Origin of the sequence: Photobacterium sanguinicancri, assembly GCF_024346675.1 — a bacterium.
GTDB classification, from domain to species: domain Bacteria; phylum Pseudomonadota; class Gammaproteobacteria; order Enterobacterales; family Vibrionaceae; genus Photobacterium; species Photobacterium sanguinicancri.
On sequence record NZ_AP024850.1, the window covers coordinates 2,056,681 to 2,076,507 of the forward strand.

Genomic DNA, 19,827 nt, shown 5'->3' on the forward strand with positions numbered 1-19,827 from the left:
AAAAACGACGCAAACGTTACACTTTTGCACATAAAAACAACATAGCTTCATGCAGGCCCCAACCTGCTTCTTCCCCCCAAAAAACGTGAAAGGTCCTAGTAAAGATGAGTCCGGAAAAATATCTTCTTGATTGGCAAACAAGCCAAACTAATTCAGAATCCATCTCACCACTTCTTGGCCAACTGTACCGACAGAAAGGTGTTGAAATCCTACTGTTTGGTCGTCAATTGGTTAACGCTTCAACTGTCGATATCATCAAAGCACACCGTGTCGCTCGCAAGTATACTGGTAAGGCTTTATCACCAGCACAAACGCTTCCGCTTATTCAGCAACTGACAGAATTAGATTTGTCGCCTTGTCGAATCGATGTTGGTCAGCTTGCACACGAATACTGGAATAACCAAGACAATGAAGACGGTTTAAAAGACTACCTTCAAACTGCATTAATTGAGTCGCTAGACAGTACCCAATCGTTAGAATCTCGTGATGTTGTTCTGTATGGCTTTGGACGTATTGGTCGCTTATTGGCACGCTTACTCATTGAAAAAAGTGGTGTAGGCTATCCACTCCGTCTAAAAGCGATTGTTGTTCGTGGCGGTAAAGATGGTGATTTAGAAAAGCGTGCGAGCCTACTCCGTCGTGATTCAGTACACGGCCCGTTTAACGGCAGCATTACCATCAACAAAGAACGTAAAGCTATCATTGTTAATGGTAACTTTATCCAAATTATCTATGCTAACAGCCCTGCTGAAGTAGATTACACACAATACGGTATCAACAATGCACTTGTTGTCGATAACACGGGGATTTGGCGCGACAGCGAAGGGTTAAGTAATCACCTTGCATGCCCAGGCACAAGTAAAGTACTACTGACAGCGCCGGGGAAAGGCGATATTAAAAATGTCGTATTTGGGGTGAACGAAGCCGTCATTCAACCTGAAGACACCATTATCTCAGCAGCAAGCTGTACTACCAATGCAATAACGCCAGTATTGAAGGCCGTTAACGACAAATATGGCGTCGTCTCTGGTCACATCGAAACTGTGCACTCGTACACTAACGATCAAAACTTGATTGACAACTTCCACTCAGGCGATCGCCGTGGCCGCTCTGCATCCATAAATATGGTACTGACTTCCACTGGCGCAGCTAAAGCCGTCGCAAAAGCGCTGCCAGAACTGGCAGGTAAATTATCAGGTAACTCTATTCGCGTTCCAACTCCAAATGTTTCCATGGCTGTTGCTAACTTGAATTTAGAAAAAAATGTTACCGCAGAGGAGATGAATCAATACCTTCGTGAAATGGCGCTTAACTCGCCACTTTCAGGGCAAATTGATTTCACGGATTCTACAGAAGTCGTATCTAGCGATATTGTTGGCTCACGTGTTGCAGGTGTTGTGGATGGTGTCGCCACGATTGCTCAAGACAACCGTTGCGTACTGTACATTTGGTACGATAACGAGTTCGGCTATAGCTGCCAAGTCGTTCATTGTATGGAACAAATGATGGGGGTTCGCTACAAAACATACCCAGCTAAGTAAAACTTAGTACTTATTATAATAACTAAACCTCTTGCCTATTTACCGCTCTGATTATTCAGAGCGGTTTTTTCTTTATAGGTTTTACTGAGCCGATGAATATACTCCTTTCAAAATGCGGCACTCACTTTTCGTACAGCAACGTACTAGCGATACCCATTGATCACCCGTTTCATCACACCCACGAAACTCAGCACGCAATTCGTATTTTTTGAATGGTAGAAGTGCGATAAAAGTCGCGACAAGGAGTGCCAAAAAGCCAAATTGAGGTACAAAAGCCCAAGTCGCAGCAGCCATAATTTGATCATTGATGAGATTAATATAGATATAAAAAAACCCGCATCACTGCGGGTTTTATTTTTTAAATAGCTTTCAACTAATTAAGCATCTTGCTTTCCTAGGTGTAGCCACGTTTCAACCACTGTGTCTGGGTTGAGTGAAACAGAGTCAATCCCCTGCTCCATTAACCAGTCAGCTAAATCTTCATGGTCTGATGGCCCTTGGCCACAAATTCCGACATATTTGCCCGCTTTATTGGCTGCTTTAATCGCCATTGAAAGCATGGCTTTCACCGCATCATTACGCTCATCAAACATGTGAGCGATTTCGCCAGAATCACGGTCAAGGCCCAGTGTTAGCTGAGTCATGTCGTTAGAGCCAATCGAGAAGCCGTCAAAGTACTTCAAGAAGTCATCTGCCAAAATAGCGTTAGATGGCAACTCACACATCATGATGACTTTAAGGCCATCTTCACCGCGACGTAAATCAAACTTAGCCAATAAGTCGATAACCGATGCAGCTTCGCTAACGGTACGAACAAATGGAATCATGATTTCAACGTTTTTCAGACCCATTTTATTACGTACACGCTTCATCGCTTCACACTCTAAAGCGAAACAATCTTGGAACTGTTCCGAGATATAACGCGATGCACCACGGAAGCCTAGCATTGGGTTTTCTTCAGTTGGTTCGTAGTTAAGCCCACCAACCAAGTTACGGTATTCATTCGACTTAAAATCTGACATCCGAACGATAACGCGTTTTGGCCAGAAAGCCGATGCTAATGTTGAAATCCCTTCTGTGAGTTTTTGAATGTAAAACTCAACAGGACTTTCATAGCCAACAATACGACGATCAATTTCAGCTTTCAGCTCATCAGATTGTTGGTCGTAGTTAAGTAATGCTTTAGGGTGAATACCGATCATCTTATTAATGATGAATTCTAAACGCGCAAGACCAACACCTTCATTCGGAATACACGCGAAATCAAATGCGCGATCAGGGTTACCGACGTTCATCATCACTTTCAGTGGAAGATCAGGCAGTGAATCGACTTCTGAACGACGAATCTCAAAGTCCAATTCACCTTCATAAATGAAGCCAGTCTCACCTTGAGCACAAGACACAGTCACTTGCTGACCATCACTAAGTTGCTCTGTCGCTTTCCCGCAACCCACAACAGCAGGAATACCAAGTTCACGTGCAATAATCGCAGCATGACAGGTACGGCCACCACGGTTTGTAACGATAGCCGATGCTTTTTTCATCACAGGTTCCCAATCAGGATCTGTCATGTCTGCCACTAATACATCACCGTTTTGCACCTGATCCATTTGATCTAGGCTGGTCACTACGCGAACAACACCAGTACCAATACGTTGACCAATTGCGCGACCTTCAATAATAGCTTGCGCTTGATCATTAAGGTGGAAACGCTCCATCACATTTTGATCATCACGAGAACGTACGGTCTCAGGGCGCGCTTGAACAATCAGGAGTTCACCTGTAATGCCATCTTTTGCCCATTCAATGTCCATCGGGCGACCATAGTGTTTCTCTATGATCAATGCCTGCTTCGCTAGCTCTTCAATTTCAGCATCCGTTAGTGAGAACTGGTTACGCTCTTCAACCGATGTATCAATTGTTTCAACTTGCGTACCCAGTTCTTCACCCTCTGCGTACACCATTTTGATCATTTTTGACCCAATGGTACGACGCACAACCGCAGCGTTTCCAGCTTCTAAGGTTGGCTTATGAACGTAAAACTCATCAGGGTTAACAGCACCCTGTACAACCATTTCACCCAAGCCCCAAGATGAGGTAATAAATACCACTTGGTCAAAGCCCGACTCAGTGTCTAGTGTGAACATCACACCTGATGAGGCTTTATCTGAACGAACCATGCGCTGAATGCCCGCAGACAATGCTACACCTTGGTGTTCAAAGCCTTGGTGTACACGGTAAGAAATTGCACGGTCGTTAAACAAAGAAGCAAATACATGCTTAACCGCTTCAATCACAGCATCAATACCACGCACATTTAAGAACGTTTCTTGTTGACCTGCAAATGAAGCATCAGGTAAATCTTCTGCTGTTGCAGATGAACGTACGGCTACTGATAGCATCTCGTCGCCTTCACCAAGCTCAGCATAGCTACGACGAATATCATCCTCTAAATCAGCCGGAAATGGTGCATCGAGAACCCAGCCTCGAATCGTTTCACCCGCCGCTTTCAACGCGTTTACATCTTCAACATCTAACTTATCAAGTAGTTGATAAATGCGGTCGTTCAAACCCCCAGCTTCCAAGAAAGCATTAAAAGCAAACGATGTTGTTGCATAACCATTGGGTACCTTCACACCAGCGTTAGCTAAGTTAGCTACCATTTCGCCGAGTGATGCGTTCTTTCCACCTACTTTGTCAACGTCATTCATTGATAAAGCGTCATACCAAACAACATTCTGTTGCACGGGGAAGTCTCCTTGTAATTGGGTACAGCTGTAATTAAGAATATAGCCACCAAGGCAATCGTTTGCATTCAGTCACAAAAAAATACTCACGATGCGGTGTTGATATGGTAGATATTCCTTTTTAGGTTATTGTAATAACTCTGATACCCACACGATTACAAAATAATTTTAAGGATTCAACTTTATATGCAGCGCAAAACCCAATTTCGTGACGTATTTTACGTTTCTGACGGTACTGCAATCACATCTGAGACCCTTGGACACGCTGTTTTAGGCCAATTTCCGCTAGAAACTAAGCAAATGACACTGCCATTTGTCGAAACAATCGAACGAGCAGAACACGTAAAAAACCTTATAAAACAAGCTCATGAAGCATCAGGCTCTCAGCCGATTGTCTTTTATTCTGTCGTGATCCCTGAAGTAAAGGCCGTTTTAGAGCAAAGCAGCGCCTTACTTTATGATGTATTGAATGTACTAGTTGAACCGCTTCGACAAGACCTAAACCTTGAGCCAGCGCCCAAATTGCAACGCTCTCATAGCATCAATAAAGACGCCGCTAGCTATATGGATCGTATTGCAGCTATTGAATATACCCTTGCACACGACGATGGTATCTCACTGAATAATCTTGATCAGGCAGATATTATTCTATTGGGCGTATCTCGTTGCGGAAAAACACCAACAAGTTTATATCTCGCTATGCAATTTGGTATCCGAGCGGTAAATTATCCGTTTATTGCTGAAGATATGAAGCGATTAAAACTTCCTCAAGCTATTGAACCTTATAGATATAAAACCTTTGGTCTCACTATTGACCCAGAGCGCCTGCATACCATTCGCCATGAACGCATGGCAGACAGCGAATACGCAAGCCAACTCCAATGTGAAACCGAATTAGGCAAAGTCGAAAGCATGTTCCGAAGAGAGGCAATCCCTTATTTGAATACCAGCTCATTATCAGTGGAAGAAATTTCGACAAGATTGTTAGAGCTAAGCGGTTTAAAGCGCCGTATGTGCTGATATTTTCCATCGAGAATTAACTAGCACGCCATTCTCCCCTCACAACAAAGAAGTGGTCAATTTTGCCACTTCTTTATCCAACTTATTTCCCATCGCACCTTCCTTTTTTGACATTCTCACGAATGAGAGTCCGATTTTTAATTTTATTTCAGGTAGTTAAATACAAGTTCAATTTATCCATCAGAATTGATCAAATGACAGCTGAATCTTGCAATATGCTTACATTAAGATTCATAAAATAATTACAAAAGAGGTTCTAACATGTTTAGAACAGCGCTAATAACCGCATTACCTATTTTGTTGTTAGGTTGTGGCGGTTCAGGGGATGGAGGCAGTGACGTTGATGCAGTGAGTAATGCTGTTGATGGCGTTTCACGCACACGACAAGCCGACTTACATTTTGTAAATACGACAAAGGAAGCCATTGATTACCATATTCGCCATACCTTAAGTGAAGATGCGTTATTTACTAGCACCAATAAAGCAACAGCAAATATGGATAAAGAAGTAACACCGTATATGTACCGCTGGAATGTTAGTGACAACGTAACAGTGCAGTTAGGCATACAAGATACTAACTCTAAGAGCATTCAAGCAGGAATCGACACTATGTTGATCAGTGAAAATGCGGATCTATGGGTTGTTGCTTGGTTAGATGACGCAAAAAGTAAGCTCTTTAAATTAAGTTCGCTTAAACGTTCGCGCTCAGAGGTTGCAGGAAAATATCGGATTCGAGTGTTTAGTCATAAAGATGCCCAAATCATCGCGACTTCTACCGTTACTATTAATGAAGCCAAACAGGGCGTAGTCACGCCTTACATGACAATTGAAAACTGTAGTGGTGATTTGTACTTTGGTGCTGAAAGTATTGATATATGCCAACTAGATATTGGCAAATCATACTTATTGATCACCGATGGTGAAGAGTTGTTAATGTCAGCAGAAGAGTAATACCAACTCTTAACGAGTTAAACAATAATTATAAAAGTAGTACCCCCTTGGGGATAATAATAAAAATGCGCTTTAGCAGTAATGCTTTTTGAATACGCAAGGACAGTCTACGATCACTCGCTGTATTGATTACCCTATTCTTGATGTGCTTTGCAACTCTGTTGCGCTTGGGGAAACAAAGAATAGATGTAATGGATACAGAAATAAATAAGTAGGCAGCGGTGGCAAAATAGCCCCGATATCGTAGCAATATCGGGGCTTCTTTTGTTATTAGAAAGTATGTTACACAACTATCTAACCACGTTTATTTCACGCTTTAATTATACAGCGGCAAGCTGTTCTTCATCGGCACGCTTTAAGAACGCGTAAGTGACACCCGTTACGATTGTGCCTGCCGCAATCGCGACTAAGTACATAAATACGGGGGTAATTGCGTTTGGAATAAAGAGTACGAACAAACCACCATGTGGTGCCATCAGTTTTGCACCAAATAACATTGATAACGCGCCTGTTAATGCACCACCCGCCATACAGCTTGGAATTACACGCATTGGATCGCGTGCCGCAAACGGAATCGCACCTTCAGAGATGAAGCATAGACCTAAGACAAACGATGCCTTACCCGCTTCTGATTCACTGTTGGTAAATTTACGCTTAGCTAAGAAAGTCGCTAAGCCCATACCCAGAGCAGGTACCATACCTGCCGCCATCACAGCCGCCATTGGTGCGTATGTCTGCGATGCAAGTAAACCAACTCCAAACGTATAAGCCGCTTTGTTTACTGGGCCACCCAAATCGAAACACATCATACAACCAAGGATAATACCCAGTAGTACAGCGTTAGCAGAACCCATGTTGTTTAAGAAATCCGTCAAACCCATCATCGCAGCAGACACAGGGCCACCAACAATGTAGATCATGATTAGACCTGTGATTAAGCTTGCCGCAAGCGGAATAATCAATATGGGTTTCAGTGCTTCCATCGATTGTGGCAGTTTGACATTGTCTGCAATCATCTTGGCACTGTAACCCGCTAAGAAACCAGCAACAATACCACCAAGGAAGCCAGCGCCTGTCGAACTTGCTAACATACCGCCAATTAGACCCGGCGCTAGACCAGGGCGGTCAGCGATCGAAAATGCAATGAAACCAGCTAATACTGGAACCATCAAGGCAAATGCAGAACCGCCACCGATAGTCATCAGTGCCGCAGCCAATGTGCCTTCTTCTTTAAATGCTTCAATACCGAAAACAAATGACAACGCAATCGACAGACCACCAGCAACAACCAACGGCAGCATGTGAGAAACGCCTGTCATTAAGTGTTTATACGCACCTGTTTTTTCACCTGACGTGCTCGCGCTATTTGCTGAGCTTCCATCATGTTGATAAGTCGTCCCTTTTTCAAAAGCATTTTCAAGCTCTTGTTTTGTTTTCTTAAGTGCTAAACCTGTACTGGTTTTATAGACTTTCTTACCTGCGAAACGCGCCATATCAATTTCGATATCAGCAGCAATAATCACTAAATCAGCATCTGCAATTTCAGATTCTGTCAGTTGGTTTTTGGCACCAACAGAACCACGTGTTTCCACTTTAATATGGTGTCCAAGACGATTGCCTTCTTCTTCCAGCGCTTCCGCCGCCATGAAAGTATGAGCAACACCTGTTGGACACGCAGTGATAGCAACAATCTTCTTAATACTATTGTTAGAAGCTTGATTTTCATCTACTTGTGGAATGACGGCCAACACATCGGCTTGGCTAATCGCATTTTCTAGGTATGTTTTTGGCGATGTTAAGCACGCTGAAATATCAGATTGATACACTTTCTTCGATTTGAAACGGCTCAAATCTATAGTGCGATTAGCAGCAACAATGATACAGTCCGCTGCTTCGATTTGTTCGGCGGTAAGTGTATTACCACTTACGACACTTGACTGACATTCAATATTTGCCGTCCACTTTAATTCTGCCGCTGCTTTTTCAAGCAAACCCGCAGCAATGACGCTATTTGCAATACCGCTTGGGCAAGCTGTCACTATGGCTACTTTCATTATCAAAACCCTCTGATTCTTTTATTTTTTACGTAATTATATTTACGTTACTGGATAAATATTTGTTGGTATAAGCTAACTATCGTTCTATGCGAGTTGTACTTGTTCCATACACTGCTCAACACGTTCTAAGCTATCAACGCCAACACCAACTTGTGCCACAGCTAACGCAGACAAAGCCGTCGCAAACTTTAATGTTTGTTCTTTGTTCCATTGATTTAAGTGACCCCAACACATGCCAGCCACTAGCGTGTCGCCCGCACCTACAGTACTGACTACATTCATTGTTGGTGGTTTAGCAGAGAGCCAACCATCTTGATCTAGCCACATCACACCGTGCTCGCCACGCGATACAACAACATTACGGACCCCTAAATTTGAGATCGTTTCAGCAACCTCGGTAATAGAAGCAAGTGTTGTCAGTGGCTTTCCAGCCCAATCTGCTAATTCATCATCGTTGGGTTTGATCAACCAAGGTGTTGCCTCAAGCCCTGCCGTTAATGCCGCTTTTGAACTATCAAATAGCACTTGTTTCCCTTGCTCTTGAAGCAAGCGAACCCATTGCGCACATTTTTCTGGTGACACACCCTGTGGCAAACTGCCAGCCAGTACAAACACATCATGTGTTTTCGCAAGTGCTAATAATGCTTGCTCAAAGCAAACAATATCCGCTTCTGTTACATTCACTCCAGGGAAGTTCAAGTCGGTAACTTTGCCTGAATCTTCAACCACTTTTACATTAATACGCGTAGCACCCACTACACGTACAAAGGCATCATTCAAACCTATTGATTCAAACAATTGGCAAAAAGGCGCTTGGTTATCAGCACCTAAGAAACCAGTCACAGTTACCTCAGCACCCAACTCAGCAAGCACTTTCGCGACGTTTACGCCTTTACCAGCAGGGTGTAACGAGCCGCGTTGAACTAAATTAACGCTGCCTGCGCTCAAGGTTTCAAGGGAACCGGTTAAGTCCAAAGCAGGGTTTAACGTCACGGTGACGACTTTCAGATTTTTCACTGACATTATTTGCCCTCCCCTAAACCATTTGCGATAGCTTCACCAATTGCAGTTAATGCAGCATCTGCATCAGCCCCTTGCGCTGTAAAATGTAATTTATGGCCATGCTTAACGCCCAATGCGATTACTTTCATTAAACTTTTCGCATTTACCGACTTTCCTTCACCGTCAAGGTTGGCAACCAGAATATTAGATTCAAACCCTTTAGCGGTACTCACCAACATGGCACCCGGACGAGCATGTAACCCATGCGTATTACGGATCTGGAATGTCGCCTCAGAACCTTCTAGTGTTTCTTCTGTTAATAACGAGATCACTTTATCGCTGTCTGACGCTAGCAACTTGCTCACTTGCTGGTTGTAAAGCAGGTTTGTTAAATGCTTTAAATTTGGGACGTGAGCACTGTTACAAGCCGCAACCGCTAACAAAGCATTTACTGGCTGACCGTCTTGTTCAAAATGTTGTGATGGCTTAACAAAAGACAAGGTAGTACGAGTCACTGCTATATCTGTTTTTGCCAACCACAGACCTTGCCCTAAATAAGTCGGTTCTGTGGCCACCATATTCGCAACACCCTCAGCACCTAGCGCGTGTTTATTTTTGATCAAGCCCGCCGCTACAGCCGTCAATTGCAATAAGTCTGTCGCGGGAAAATCAAGCAGTACCAAGCTATTGTCAAAGTCTGCGTCAAGCTGAGCGTCACCATTAAGGATCGCAATGATCGCCTCTGCGCTACGACTTTCTTTTAATTTTTGTTCAACGCCATCAGCTGAAAGTACCTTTGTGAGCTGTTTAAGAATGCCTAAGTGCTCATCTGACTTAGCCGCAATACCTATCGCAAGGTAAACTGTTTTACCATCACCCCAGTTAACCCCTTGCGGAAAGTGATGAATTTTAACGCCCGTATTGTTAACTAACCCTCGGGTATCTGTCGTACCATGCGGTATCGCAATGCCATTACCCAAGAATGTTGAGTTTTGCGCTTCGCGTGCCAGCATGCCATTCACATACCCAGTCGCAACAAGGCCACTTTGTTCTAACCCGCTAGCCAAAGCCTTAATTGCTTGTTCTTTATTGTCGGCAAATTGATCTAGCTGAATATCATCTGTCGAAAGCGATAACATGTGTTCATCCTCTTACGTTTTTGCACTCCCCTTTACTTAAGGGCAGCTACTACACGCTGTAATTATAAGAATAGCGAATCGCCTCCTTAGCTCGTCCTCCCCCCAACTTTAGTCCCTCGTTGGAATCGCTAATTAAAGCTGAGCTACAAGCTGAAACGATTCAGCAAAAAGCTAAATTAAAAGTTTCAGCACAATCTGAGAGAGCTCTCTAGTTCTGCTGAAACCTTTCAGCTGACATGCTGAATGGATTCAGCTATGATTGCAAACACTAGTAGGGTGATCAGTTATCAAATTATGATCAACCGCACAATTATTCCTGTTAGAGATAGAAAATGACGCTAGATGAAATTGCAAAACTTGCGGGGGTTTCACGAACAACGGCAAGTTATGTCATCAATGGGAAAGCCAGCAAATACCGTATTAGTGAAAAAACTCAGCTAAAAGTAATGGCTATCGTTAACGAGCATAACTTCAGGCCAGACCACGCAGCGACGTCTTTACGCGCAGGTAGCAGCCGATCGTTTGGTTTGATCATCCCAGATCTTGAGAATAGTAGTTATGCCAAGTTAGCTAAGTTACTTGAGCGCGACGCGCGTAAAGCAGGCTACCAACTAATCATTTCATGCTCTGACGACGATCCAGAAACTGAGATGAAAGTCGCTGACACTTTACTTAGTCGACGAATAGATGCGCTCATTGTGGCCAGTGCCCTTTCACCCGAGAACGACTTTTATAAAAAAATCCAAACTGGTGGCGTCCCTGTTATTGCCATTGACCGCGCGTTAGATGATGAAGTCTTTGCTAGTGTGATCAGTGAAGATCTTGAAGGCGCTTACGAACTCACTCAATCTCTACTGCGCAAACCACTAACAAGTATTGGCATCATAGGCGCAGTTAAAGATCTTGGTGTTTCAGTTGAACGTGAGCAAGGGTTCTTCTCTGCGCTTCGTGCAAATGCCAACGAGCTCAAGGTACTAACAGCTTATGGCGATCACTTTAGCCAACAAGAAGGCTTTAGAATCGTTAAGGACTGGATTGATCAAGACATGATGCCTGATGCCATATTGGCAACGTCTTACACCCTATTTGAAGGAATCTTAGACGGCTTATTGACACAGCCTGAATTACTTACCAAAACACAACTGGCGACATTTGGTGATAACCGCTTATTAGATTTTTTACCCAATAAAATTCAATCGCTTCCTCAGCAATTTGAGCTGATTGCTGAAAATGCCTTAGAGCTAGCATTAAATGCGGTTGCGGGGAGATATAGAACAGGTGTTGAAGTTGTATCGAGGAAAATAAAGAGACGCTAATGCATAGCTTTAGCGATTAACGTCTCTTTTACAGCTGTCTATAGGCGTAATAATTGAAATTACGCCTTAACAGTTATGCGAGTGCTGCTAACTTCTCATTCGCTTTAAGAAGTAAAGGTTCTTTCTTAGTAACACAGTAAGCGACAAATTTTTCTTTTGGCAGCATCATTCGTACTGGCGCTGGTAAAAACTCGTAGCCGTTTTCAAAAAATGAATCGATATAGCCAGGCTGGTTGAGTTTATCGCCAGCTACAGCGACTAACTTCTCGACTAAAATAGCTTCTATTTTTGGCCAATGCCCCTGCATTATCTCATCAATACTATTACCGCCAACTTTATCTGCAGCTAACTGAGTTGCTTTTTCTTTTAATTTACCGAACATTATTATTACCTCGTTTTTAATGGAGACAATACTAAATGAATCACTTTTAACGTGTAAAATATCAACAGTATATTTTCGCGTTAGTTAACAGTGCATAAAATAAAATCTTTACAATGAAAAGTAACCATATCAATTAAAATTCACAAGGCGAATAACAACACCAAATAGCATAAAGCAAGGTTATTAATTATCTAGATACTTCTTGCTACGCCTTAACAGAACGCCTGAACTGCGATGGTGTCAGCTGATAATGTTTTTTAAATACATTAGAAAAATAGGCCAAGTTATCAAAACCTGAATGATTGGCAACTTGGGTGATACTCAGGTCTGAGTATGTTAAATAGTCTCTCGCCTTTTTCAACTTAACATCATTGAGAAGCTTTGAGAAATCGACATTATCTTCTTTTAATTTACGCTGTAATTTAGAACTAGACATATTAAGTGAGCATGCTAAATCTGCTAGCTTCCACTTGCGCGATAAATCTTGGCAGACCTTATCTACAATAAAATCAACCACACGTTTATCACTTAATGTATGTGTCAATAACTGTGGTGCATAGATTGATATCAATTTATAAATAATTGACTGAGATAGCGATGTCATCACTGTCGATTTATGAGAATCAAGTAATTGATTAACGGCTATTAAGCTATCAAACTCGTCATCAAATTCATCACTGTATTGAAAATACATTTGTGACACATTAGAGAACTGCTCATAAACGGTGAAAGGCTTCAAGCCTTCTATGATTTGTAAAAAATGCTCCTTTTTAAACGACACAACATCCAGTTCTGCTTGCTTATTATTTAGCGGTTTTACAGAACAAGCGACACTTGTGTGACAAGGGATGTATATAAGCCCTTTTCCATTAATTTCGTTAATTACTCCTTTCATCGATACGAAGCCAACCGCATTTTTAATTCTAATTAATTTATAGTCGATGGAGTAAAAATTATTGAGTGATGAGTTATCACACAGGGAGTGGTGCTTCACCTGTATGCTCGATTTGCTGGCTTCTTTCATTATGTAATGCTTTCCAAGGCGTAAATTTCATTTTTTGTATCACTTCATTGATGCATCTTGGGTAAGAGAAATAATATCCTTGAGCAAATGTTTTCTCTCTACAGATTAATCGTCGTTGTAACTCAGTTTCTACACCTTCAAATATGACTCCTTTTTTTACATAGCTCTGTAATACGGATGTTAATGACTTCAATAATGACTCCTCTTCCGTATTGAAGTAAAGGTATGACTTGTCGATTTTTATAATATCCCATTCTATATAGCCAAGTGTTAGGTTTGCAACTCTGGAATGGTGCAAGTAATCGTCTAGCCATAGTTGGTGCCCTTGACGCTGTACCTTAGCTAAATTATCTGCGATTTTTTTAGATTTTAAATTAACGTTAAGATCTGTAAATTCGAGCGCAACTTTTTGCGTGCAAATAGCTAAGAGCTTTTCAACAAAACAGTCATCTTCCATACAAGACAAAGGTAAGTTATAAGATATCAAAATACGCCGTTTGGTATAAACTGTTTGCTTGAAGGCACTAATTTGCGCAATTACCAAACTTTTTAATAATTCAGTACCAGCATGCTCAAAAAAGTCTTCATTATTAAGCTGATCGCCAGACTGTGATATGACTTTAGACAGGGCTTCAAAGGCAACAACCTCACCAGTAGTGGGTATAACAATTGGCTGCAATAAAAACGTTAACTCGGCGTACAAGTTATAGTTGAGTAAAGATTCAATTCGCACTGCATTGGGCAGATCCGAGGTTGATATTTTGTGCATATTTAATACACCTTGTTGTAAATTGTTAAATCAATTCTATTTCGCCACCTTTAAAAAACCAGTAAAAAAGCACTTAAGAAAAAACATTGCGGTAATATCAATAAATTCTATTATTTTGTCATGTTTTTGGCGCGTATTGTTTATATCCCCAAAGGGATGTTATCAATATGCCTCGAATTTATAAAATACAAACGATGCCTTGACTCAAAAAATCAACTGCAAAAAAATGTAACAGTATAATAAACAGTCAACTCTGTAGTAATAAGTACTGAGTTGACTATCGATTCAACCTTTGCCAACTATTAATTGAACAATATTTAAATATAATTTAACGGCAGGGAGCATACGTGTTTCATCAATATCGAAATCGCCATTATGGTGGCCAGCAGTCAGATCGGATCCAACCAAACAATAAACAGCTTGTCCACCACATTGCTGAACACGATCCACTAAATAACCTGCATCTTCACTGGCTCCAAAATCTTTTTTCTTAATCACATTATTAAAGCCACTGTCTTCACCCACTTGGAACAGTAAATCTACCAATGCGCTGTCGTTCTGCAGGCCTATCGCTTCACCTTGCGCTTTAATCTCTACATTTACACCGTGCATCATTGCCGAAGCGTGGGCAATTTGTTCTACCTGCTGGTACATGTAGGAGTTAAGTTCACGGTTTTCACCCCGCGTTTCTCCTTTTAATACCGCATTCTCAGGAATAACATTACGCCCTTCACCTGACATCAATTGCCCGACATTCACACGAGTCATGCCATCTCGGTGACGAGGTATCGCCAACATTTGATTCACAGCAGTACAAGCCGCAGCCAACGCGTTACGACCTACATTTGGCTCGATACCTGCGTGTGCTGGTTTACCATTAAAATGTAAATCAAACTTTGAACTGCATAAAAAATGCTGTGGGTTACACACTAGAGTCCCACTTGGCACATTCATGCCAATATGCGAGGCAAAGAGATAATCAACATCATCTAACCAGCCACTTTCAGCAATAGCCTTGCCCGCTCGGCAACCTTCTTCCGCAGGTTGAAATAACAGTTTAAATTTGCCGGTTAAGTGCTCTCTATTTTCAGCTAACACTTCCGCTAGACCCAGGCCAATAGCAACATGCGCATCGTGCCCACATGCGTGAGCAACACCGTCTAGTAACGACGAAAAGCCCAAAAAATGAGGGCGATGAGAGTCGTCATGGCTTTCCATGACTTCTACGGCATCAATGTCGAAACGAAAGGCGATAACAGGACCGGGGATCCCCGTGTCGAGGACTGCGCCAATGCCCGTTACACCATTCATTCGCTCAAGGCTTTGTGAATCAGCGCCCCAATGCAAAGCGCGCTCTTGTGCTTTTTGTATTTGATCTGGATTACGACCCATGATGGCATCGTTATGAATAATTTCATCCGAGTAAGCGAGTTGATACTTGAGGTGTGCAAGATGTGCTGCAATTCTACTGGTTGTAAAAAACTCACACCACGCAGCTTCGGGATAACGATGAAGTTCACGGCGATAATTCATTAAACGCTGCGATAAAGATTGCTCATCAAATTGTATTGTTGCCACGTTACTTTCCTACTGTCCTTATAGGCACATCGTGTATTGAGTTACGTTGTACAAACGCAATACATCCTGTGTGCTAATACCCTGTTAATTCCATGAAACCACGGCCGTTGTGGCTACCTTTAACCATTATTTGTCCTTCCCAATATGGGAAGCTAAATGGGAGCCATTGTTGTTTTCTTTCTGCCCCGATAGATAACTTAATATCTTGCGATGGGATATCTATTCGCCATTTAAGCGGTAATACCTTTCCATCTATTGTCGAGTAGCTTATTGGCGTTAAGTATATTTCATCACTACTTAAGGTCGTTACACGGCCATCAGGCCAACTACGAGAACCAAATGAATAGGCTTTTCTATCATCAGAGCGAATTTGTGCCGCCATCAGGGCGCTACCATCATCTAAATGGATGGAGAACCAATCCCAGCCCTGCTGCTCAGTTGACAGCATGCTGCTACTCCATTCTCGGTCGTACCAACCTTCACCTTGGACATTCACCGTTTTGCCATTCAGGGTTAATTTTCCTTGCAACTGCAAAAAAGGAGCGCTGTAATAGTACGAGGCGCGATCTTCCGCTGGGTGCTTTTTACTGTATCCAGCATCGCCATGGAGCACGATCTCCCCTTTATTCAAGACAGTTAATTCCCCTGCCATGCCGTTATCTTCAAATGATAGTTGACCTGGAAATGGGCCTTCACTGGTCGATTGCCAAGACCAATTATCCAACCAAATACGATACGGTGATGTTTGCACGCCCGCTTGACCAATACCGCCGCGTGAAAAACGTTCAGCATGCTGCATCCCGTTACTGTCACTGACCACTACGTGCGCCATATAGATTTGTGGTGTACCCCAGCCTTTTGTATCGTGACTGCCCGTTGCGATACGAAATTGTGTCCATTGAACACCATATCGCTCACCTTGGTCGGTTTTTAAATTCGCGGTTAAGTACCACCACTCAGTCTTAAACGTAGGATGCTCACCGTGATCGGCTGGAAAGTGTAACGTGCGATCTGGGATTACTTTTTCGAAGTCATCGGTGGGAGTTTCCGTTAGCACACTCACCGTTGGCGAAGCAATTTCAGGTTGTTCACACCCCACTAACAGTACACTTACGCACATAACACATAGAAAAGATTTGAACGACATTAGAAGGACTCTCTTAATGATGTTATCGCAGAGCGCTTCACTAAACGCCATACAGGCCAAGCACCAGCGGCAAGCAATACAATGAGCGCCATTCCGAGTGAGAACAAATATTGTGTCGGAAAGAAATAGAGCTCCATTGTCCAGCCAAACGAATATTTGAGAATGACGTCTATGAGCAGCTGCGCTAACACTAACCCCATAGGTAAAGCGATTAACGCTGTCATCAAACCGATAATGAACAACTGACCACCACCGAGGAGTGCCAATTCACGGCCCGTCATGCCCATGCACCGCAATAAAGCAAACTGACGCTGACGCGAAACTTCACCCGCCACAGTGGCAACAAACAAGCCACACACAGAAATAAAGAGTGTTAACTTCCCTAAGGTCGATGTCACCACAAAGGTTCGGTCGAACACACGCATCGCTTGATTCATCAATTCGGCATTATTACGCACACGTTCTGGTTGCAACCTAAAGCGTTCGCCCATCCGTGCCATAATGGGTTCGGGGTCGACACCTTCAGCAAGGTGGATAGCAAAACTAACTGCACCTTTCTTACTCCACATTTTTTTCCAATACGTTTGCGACAGCATCAGTTGCCCGTATGGGTTACCATAATCGTAATACACTGCGCTTATCAGCCAGTTTTTACCCAATGGCGCAGGTAAATCAACCACGTCACCTGGCTTCCAGTTCTCACGCAGTGCCATAGATTCACTGACCATGACTGCGCGTTTATGGTGTGTTGTTGCCCAATATTCAGGTACAGCCACTTTCACCGTCAGCGCTTCTTTTTCACCTTGAGACGACCCCATACTACGTACTTCAACAATACCTTTATGGGTATCAAGTTCTTTACGCCAACGGCGCCAAACCTGATCCACTTCAGGCTGCGCTTCTAACCAAGTTTCAAGACGAGATGCAACATTAAGAGGAGGACGCACATAAATATCAGCCGCTAGCCGCTGACCTAACCAGTTTTCGGTGGTGTAACGGAAACTCCCCACCATGGTTTCCATACCAATATTGGCAGCTAAAGCAAGCATAAATGCCATTGCGGCGACTCCGCGATAACTTAAGCTTGCCGCGGCATCAGAAAAGAACCAACGAAGTCTTGCAGCTTTGACAAGCTTGGCGCTTAAACGAAAAAACTGCCATAAAATAAAGGGCATCATTAGCCCACTCGCAACCAAGATAAACGCAATCAGTACAAAACCAGCCGTTTGGCCATGGGGAAGTTGATACACGCCATAAGCTGCACCAATAAAGAAACACGAAATAATGGCTTGTAAGCCAAACTCTCGACCGCTAATCCGAATAAGCGACATATGTGTTGCAAGACGAGATGGTTGCGTATTAATGAGACGTAAAGCAGGCCAACCACAGGCAAGGACCGAACCAAAAACAGCAATCGCTAAACTGGCTAATCCCCACTGCCAGTGCCATTCAACAGCCAGTGATACATTTGCGCCATATAAGTCACTTAAGGTCGCAGCCACAGAAGGAAGAAGTTGCTGAGCAAGCAACAAACCAAGTGCATTACCGCCGAGTAAACCTAACACCACCCACAATATAATCTCGACCAGCAACGCGCGAGCAAGTTGAAAACCAGACACGCCCATTTGTCTTAAAACACCGACTAAAGGCTGACGTTGCGATAATGAAAGTGACATTGCCTGATAAAAAATAAACAAGCCAACCACAAACGACAACATACCCATCGCGAGTAGGTTCATGTGAAAAGCATTGGTCAGTGGTTCAAGTGTCGCACTTTGATTTTTTTCCAGCGTTACGCCTGATGGTAATGTTTCTTCTAGCGCAGTTTGACGCTTCGATGATAAGTCACGACAAATAACAGCGGTAAAGCCCGAACTCTTATTTAACTGACGTAGTAATGCCATATCGGCAATCATGCGTGGACCACCGATACGTTCATCTTCTACCAGCATCAATGGGCCAATTTCATCGCCATTATCGAGCGTGATCATTTCACCGTTTTCAACCCCAATATAACGGGCTAATTGATCACCAATTAAAATAGGATACGGAGGCTTAATAAGGTCAAACAACTGAGATTGTGCCGGGCCTGATTGCTTAAGCGTTGAATACATCGCAATAGGATCAACACCGAGTAATTCAAAGTCTCGCTGCTTATTGGTCGTAATACGAAATTCATCAATTGGTACGCACTCATGAAAGCCAGCTCGGCGTAAATCAATATACAAGCCTTGTGGGACTTTCATTCCTGATTGCAGTGAGCGAATACGATAAGGAAAAGGGTTGTCGAAAAGCTGCTCGCCTTGGCGGTAGCTTTCACGAGCTTGCTGATTAATTGCCATCACACCGATGAGCAGCGCAATGCCTAATGTTAAGCCTAACCAGACAAGTAAAATTTGGAACGGATGGCGACGGTAATGTCCCCAGAGCGCCTTAGCGACTGGATTGGACATGCAGTTGCCCTCCTTGTAAACGGATACAACCCTGCATGTGAGAAGCGACTTGCTCACTGTGGGTAACGAGTAAAAGCGTACAATCAAGCTTACTCGCAAGGCTAGTCAGCAATCGAATTACAGCGCCAGCATTGCGTTCATCAAGGCTTCCTGTTGGCTCATCGGCCAATAAAAGATCAGGCTCCATATATAACGCGCGAGCGATAGCTGCACGTTGCTGCTGACCACCTGACATTTCTTCAGGATAACGGTCTAATAACGGACGGAGATCGAGTGCGGATACAATTTGACGCCATAAAGCCTGATCATCATCAAGCCCTTTTAGCTGTCGGCAAAAACGAATATTATCTTCAGTTGATAACGTAGGCAGCAAATTAAATTGTTGAAATACAAGACCGATATTATTACGGCGAAAAGCGGTACGTTCGCGTTCAGAGATAGCATGTAATGCGGTATCACCGACCCACACCTCACCACTGTCGACAGAATCTAGGCCAGCAATTAAGTTAAGTAAGGTACTTTTACCTGAACCGCTCTCCCCCATTAAAGCCAGTTGTTCACCTTGCTTTAACGATAACTCTGCCCCTTGAAGGACGGAGTGATACTCGTTGCCATCTTTGTACCCTTTACAGAGTCCTGCAAGCCGTAACATCTATGTCCTCGAAATTTTAAACGTCAGTAAAACCGCTAGGTCTGATACT

Annotated in this window: 16 protein-coding genes; 4 read left to right on the forward strand and 12 right to left on the reverse strand. The window is 43.1% G+C overall.

The window, feature by feature from the left end:
* The first annotated feature begins 104 nt into the window (after positions 1 to 104).
* On the forward strand, positions 105 to 1,541 hold the full coding sequence (locus OCU87_RS09860) for a glyceraldehyde-3-phosphate dehydrogenase (protein ID WP_261857016.1): 1,437 nt from the start codon (positions 105 to 107) through the stop codon (positions 1,539 to 1,541).
* Between the two features lie 81 nt (positions 1,542 to 1,622).
* Here the strand turns inward: OCU87_RS09860 and OCU87_RS09865 are convergent, their stop codons facing one another.
* Entirely contained in the window at positions 1,623 to 1,835 is a 213-nt protein-coding gene (locus OCU87_RS09865) for a hypothetical protein (protein WP_261857017.1), read from the reverse strand.
* An 83-nt stretch (positions 1,836 to 1,918) separates the two neighbouring features.
* Positions 1,919 to 4,252: a phosphoenolpyruvate synthase gene (gene ppsA, locus OCU87_RS09870; protein WP_390960820.1), complete on the reverse strand. Its 2,334-nt coding sequence runs from the start codon at positions 4,250 to 4,252 to the stop codon at positions 1,919 to 1,921.
* A 222-nt stretch (positions 4,253 to 4,474) separates the two neighbouring features.
* Between ppsA and ppsR the strand changes: the two genes are divergently transcribed.
* Complete coding sequence (gene ppsR, locus OCU87_RS09875) at positions 4,475 to 5,308, forward strand: posphoenolpyruvate synthetase regulatory kinase/phosphorylase PpsR (RefSeq protein WP_062690563.1); 834 nt, start codon at positions 4,475 to 4,477, stop codon at positions 5,306 to 5,308.
* Between the two features lie 261 nt (positions 5,309 to 5,569).
* On the forward strand, positions 5,570 to 6,259 hold the full coding sequence (locus OCU87_RS09880; protein WP_261857018.1) for a hypothetical protein: 690 nt from the start codon (positions 5,570 to 5,572) through the stop codon (positions 6,257 to 6,259).
* A 320-nt stretch (positions 6,260 to 6,579) separates the two neighbouring features.
* Here OCU87_RS09880 and fruA read toward each other — a convergent pair whose 3' ends face one another.
* The 3 genes from fruA to fruB form a co-directional block, all read right to left on the reverse strand.
* The gene (fruA, locus tag OCU87_RS09885) at positions 6,580 to 8,313 is read right to left on the reverse strand and encodes a PTS fructose transporter subunit IIBC (RefSeq protein ID WP_261857019.1); all 1,734 of its coding nucleotides are present in this window, start codon (positions 8,311 to 8,313) and stop codon (positions 6,580 to 6,582) included.
* 87 nt (positions 8,314 to 8,400) lie between these two features.
* Positions 8,401 to 9,339, reverse strand: coding sequence for a 1-phosphofructokinase (gene pfkB / locus OCU87_RS09890; protein WP_261857020.1), 939 nt, complete (start codon positions 9,337 to 9,339; stop codon positions 8,401 to 8,403).
* A complete protein-coding gene (gene fruB, locus OCU87_RS09895; RefSeq protein WP_261857021.1) occupies positions 9,339 to 10,457 on the reverse strand; it encodes a fused PTS fructose transporter subunit IIA/HPr protein in 1,119 nt (372 codons plus the stop codon). Before fruB ends, pfkB begins: the two co-directional genes overlap by 1 nt.
* 332 nt (positions 10,458 to 10,789) lie before the next feature.
* On the opposite strand from fruB, the gene cra reads away from it, so the two are divergent.
* The gene (cra, locus tag OCU87_RS09900) at positions 10,790 to 11,773 is read left to right on the forward strand and encodes a catabolite repressor/activator (RefSeq protein WP_261857022.1); all 984 of its coding nucleotides are present in this window, start codon (positions 10,790 to 10,792) and stop codon (positions 11,771 to 11,773) included.
* A 73-nt stretch (positions 11,774 to 11,846) separates the two neighbouring features.
* Here the strand turns inward: cra and OCU87_RS09905 are convergent, their stop codons facing one another.
* The 7 genes from OCU87_RS09905 to OCU87_RS09935 all read right to left on the reverse strand — a co-directional run bounded on the left by OCU87_RS09905 (position 11,847) and on the right by OCU87_RS09935 (position 19,778).
* On the reverse strand, positions 11,847 to 12,155 hold the full coding sequence (locus OCU87_RS09905; RefSeq protein WP_062690558.1) for a hypothetical protein: 309 nt from the start codon (positions 12,153 to 12,155) through the stop codon (positions 11,847 to 11,849).
* Positions 12,156 to 12,360: 205 nt separating this feature from the next.
* Positions 12,361 to 13,179: a helix-turn-helix transcriptional regulator gene (locus tag OCU87_RS09910; RefSeq protein ID WP_083540927.1), complete on the reverse strand. Its 819-nt coding sequence runs from the start codon at positions 13,177 to 13,179 to the stop codon at positions 12,361 to 12,363.
* The gene (locus OCU87_RS09915; protein WP_261857023.1) at positions 13,127 to 13,948 is read right to left on the reverse strand and encodes an EAL domain-containing protein; all 822 of its coding nucleotides are present in this window, start codon (positions 13,946 to 13,948) and stop codon (positions 13,127 to 13,129) included. Before OCU87_RS09915 ends, OCU87_RS09910 begins: the two co-directional genes overlap by 53 nt.
* 285 nt (positions 13,949 to 14,233) lie before the next feature.
* Positions 14,234 to 15,526, reverse strand: a complete 1,293-nt coding sequence (locus OCU87_RS09920; RefSeq protein ID WP_241148905.1) for an amidohydrolase — start codon at positions 15,524 to 15,526, stop codon at positions 14,234 to 14,236.
* Positions 15,527 to 15,599: 73 nt separating this feature from the next.
* Positions 15,600 to 16,673 carry a lipocalin-like domain-containing protein gene (locus OCU87_RS09925; protein ID WP_261857024.1) on the reverse strand — a complete coding sequence of 358 codons (1,074 nt, stop codon included), beginning with the start codon at positions 16,671 to 16,673 and terminating at the stop codon, positions 15,600 to 15,602.
* Positions 16,673 to 19,126 (reverse strand): ABC transporter permease, encoded by a 2,454-nt coding sequence (locus tag OCU87_RS09930; protein ID WP_062690554.1) that lies wholly within the window; start codon positions 19,124 to 19,126, stop codon positions 16,673 to 16,675. The genes OCU87_RS09925 and OCU87_RS09930 overlap by 1 nt, the downstream gene beginning before the upstream one ends.
* Positions 19,107 to 19,778 carry an ABC transporter ATP-binding protein gene (locus OCU87_RS09935; RefSeq protein WP_062690553.1) on the reverse strand — a complete coding sequence of 224 codons (672 nt, stop codon included), beginning with the start codon at positions 19,776 to 19,778 and terminating at the stop codon, positions 19,107 to 19,109. Before OCU87_RS09935 ends, OCU87_RS09930 begins: the two co-directional genes overlap by 20 nt.
* Positions 19,779 to 19,827 lie beyond the last annotated feature (49 nt).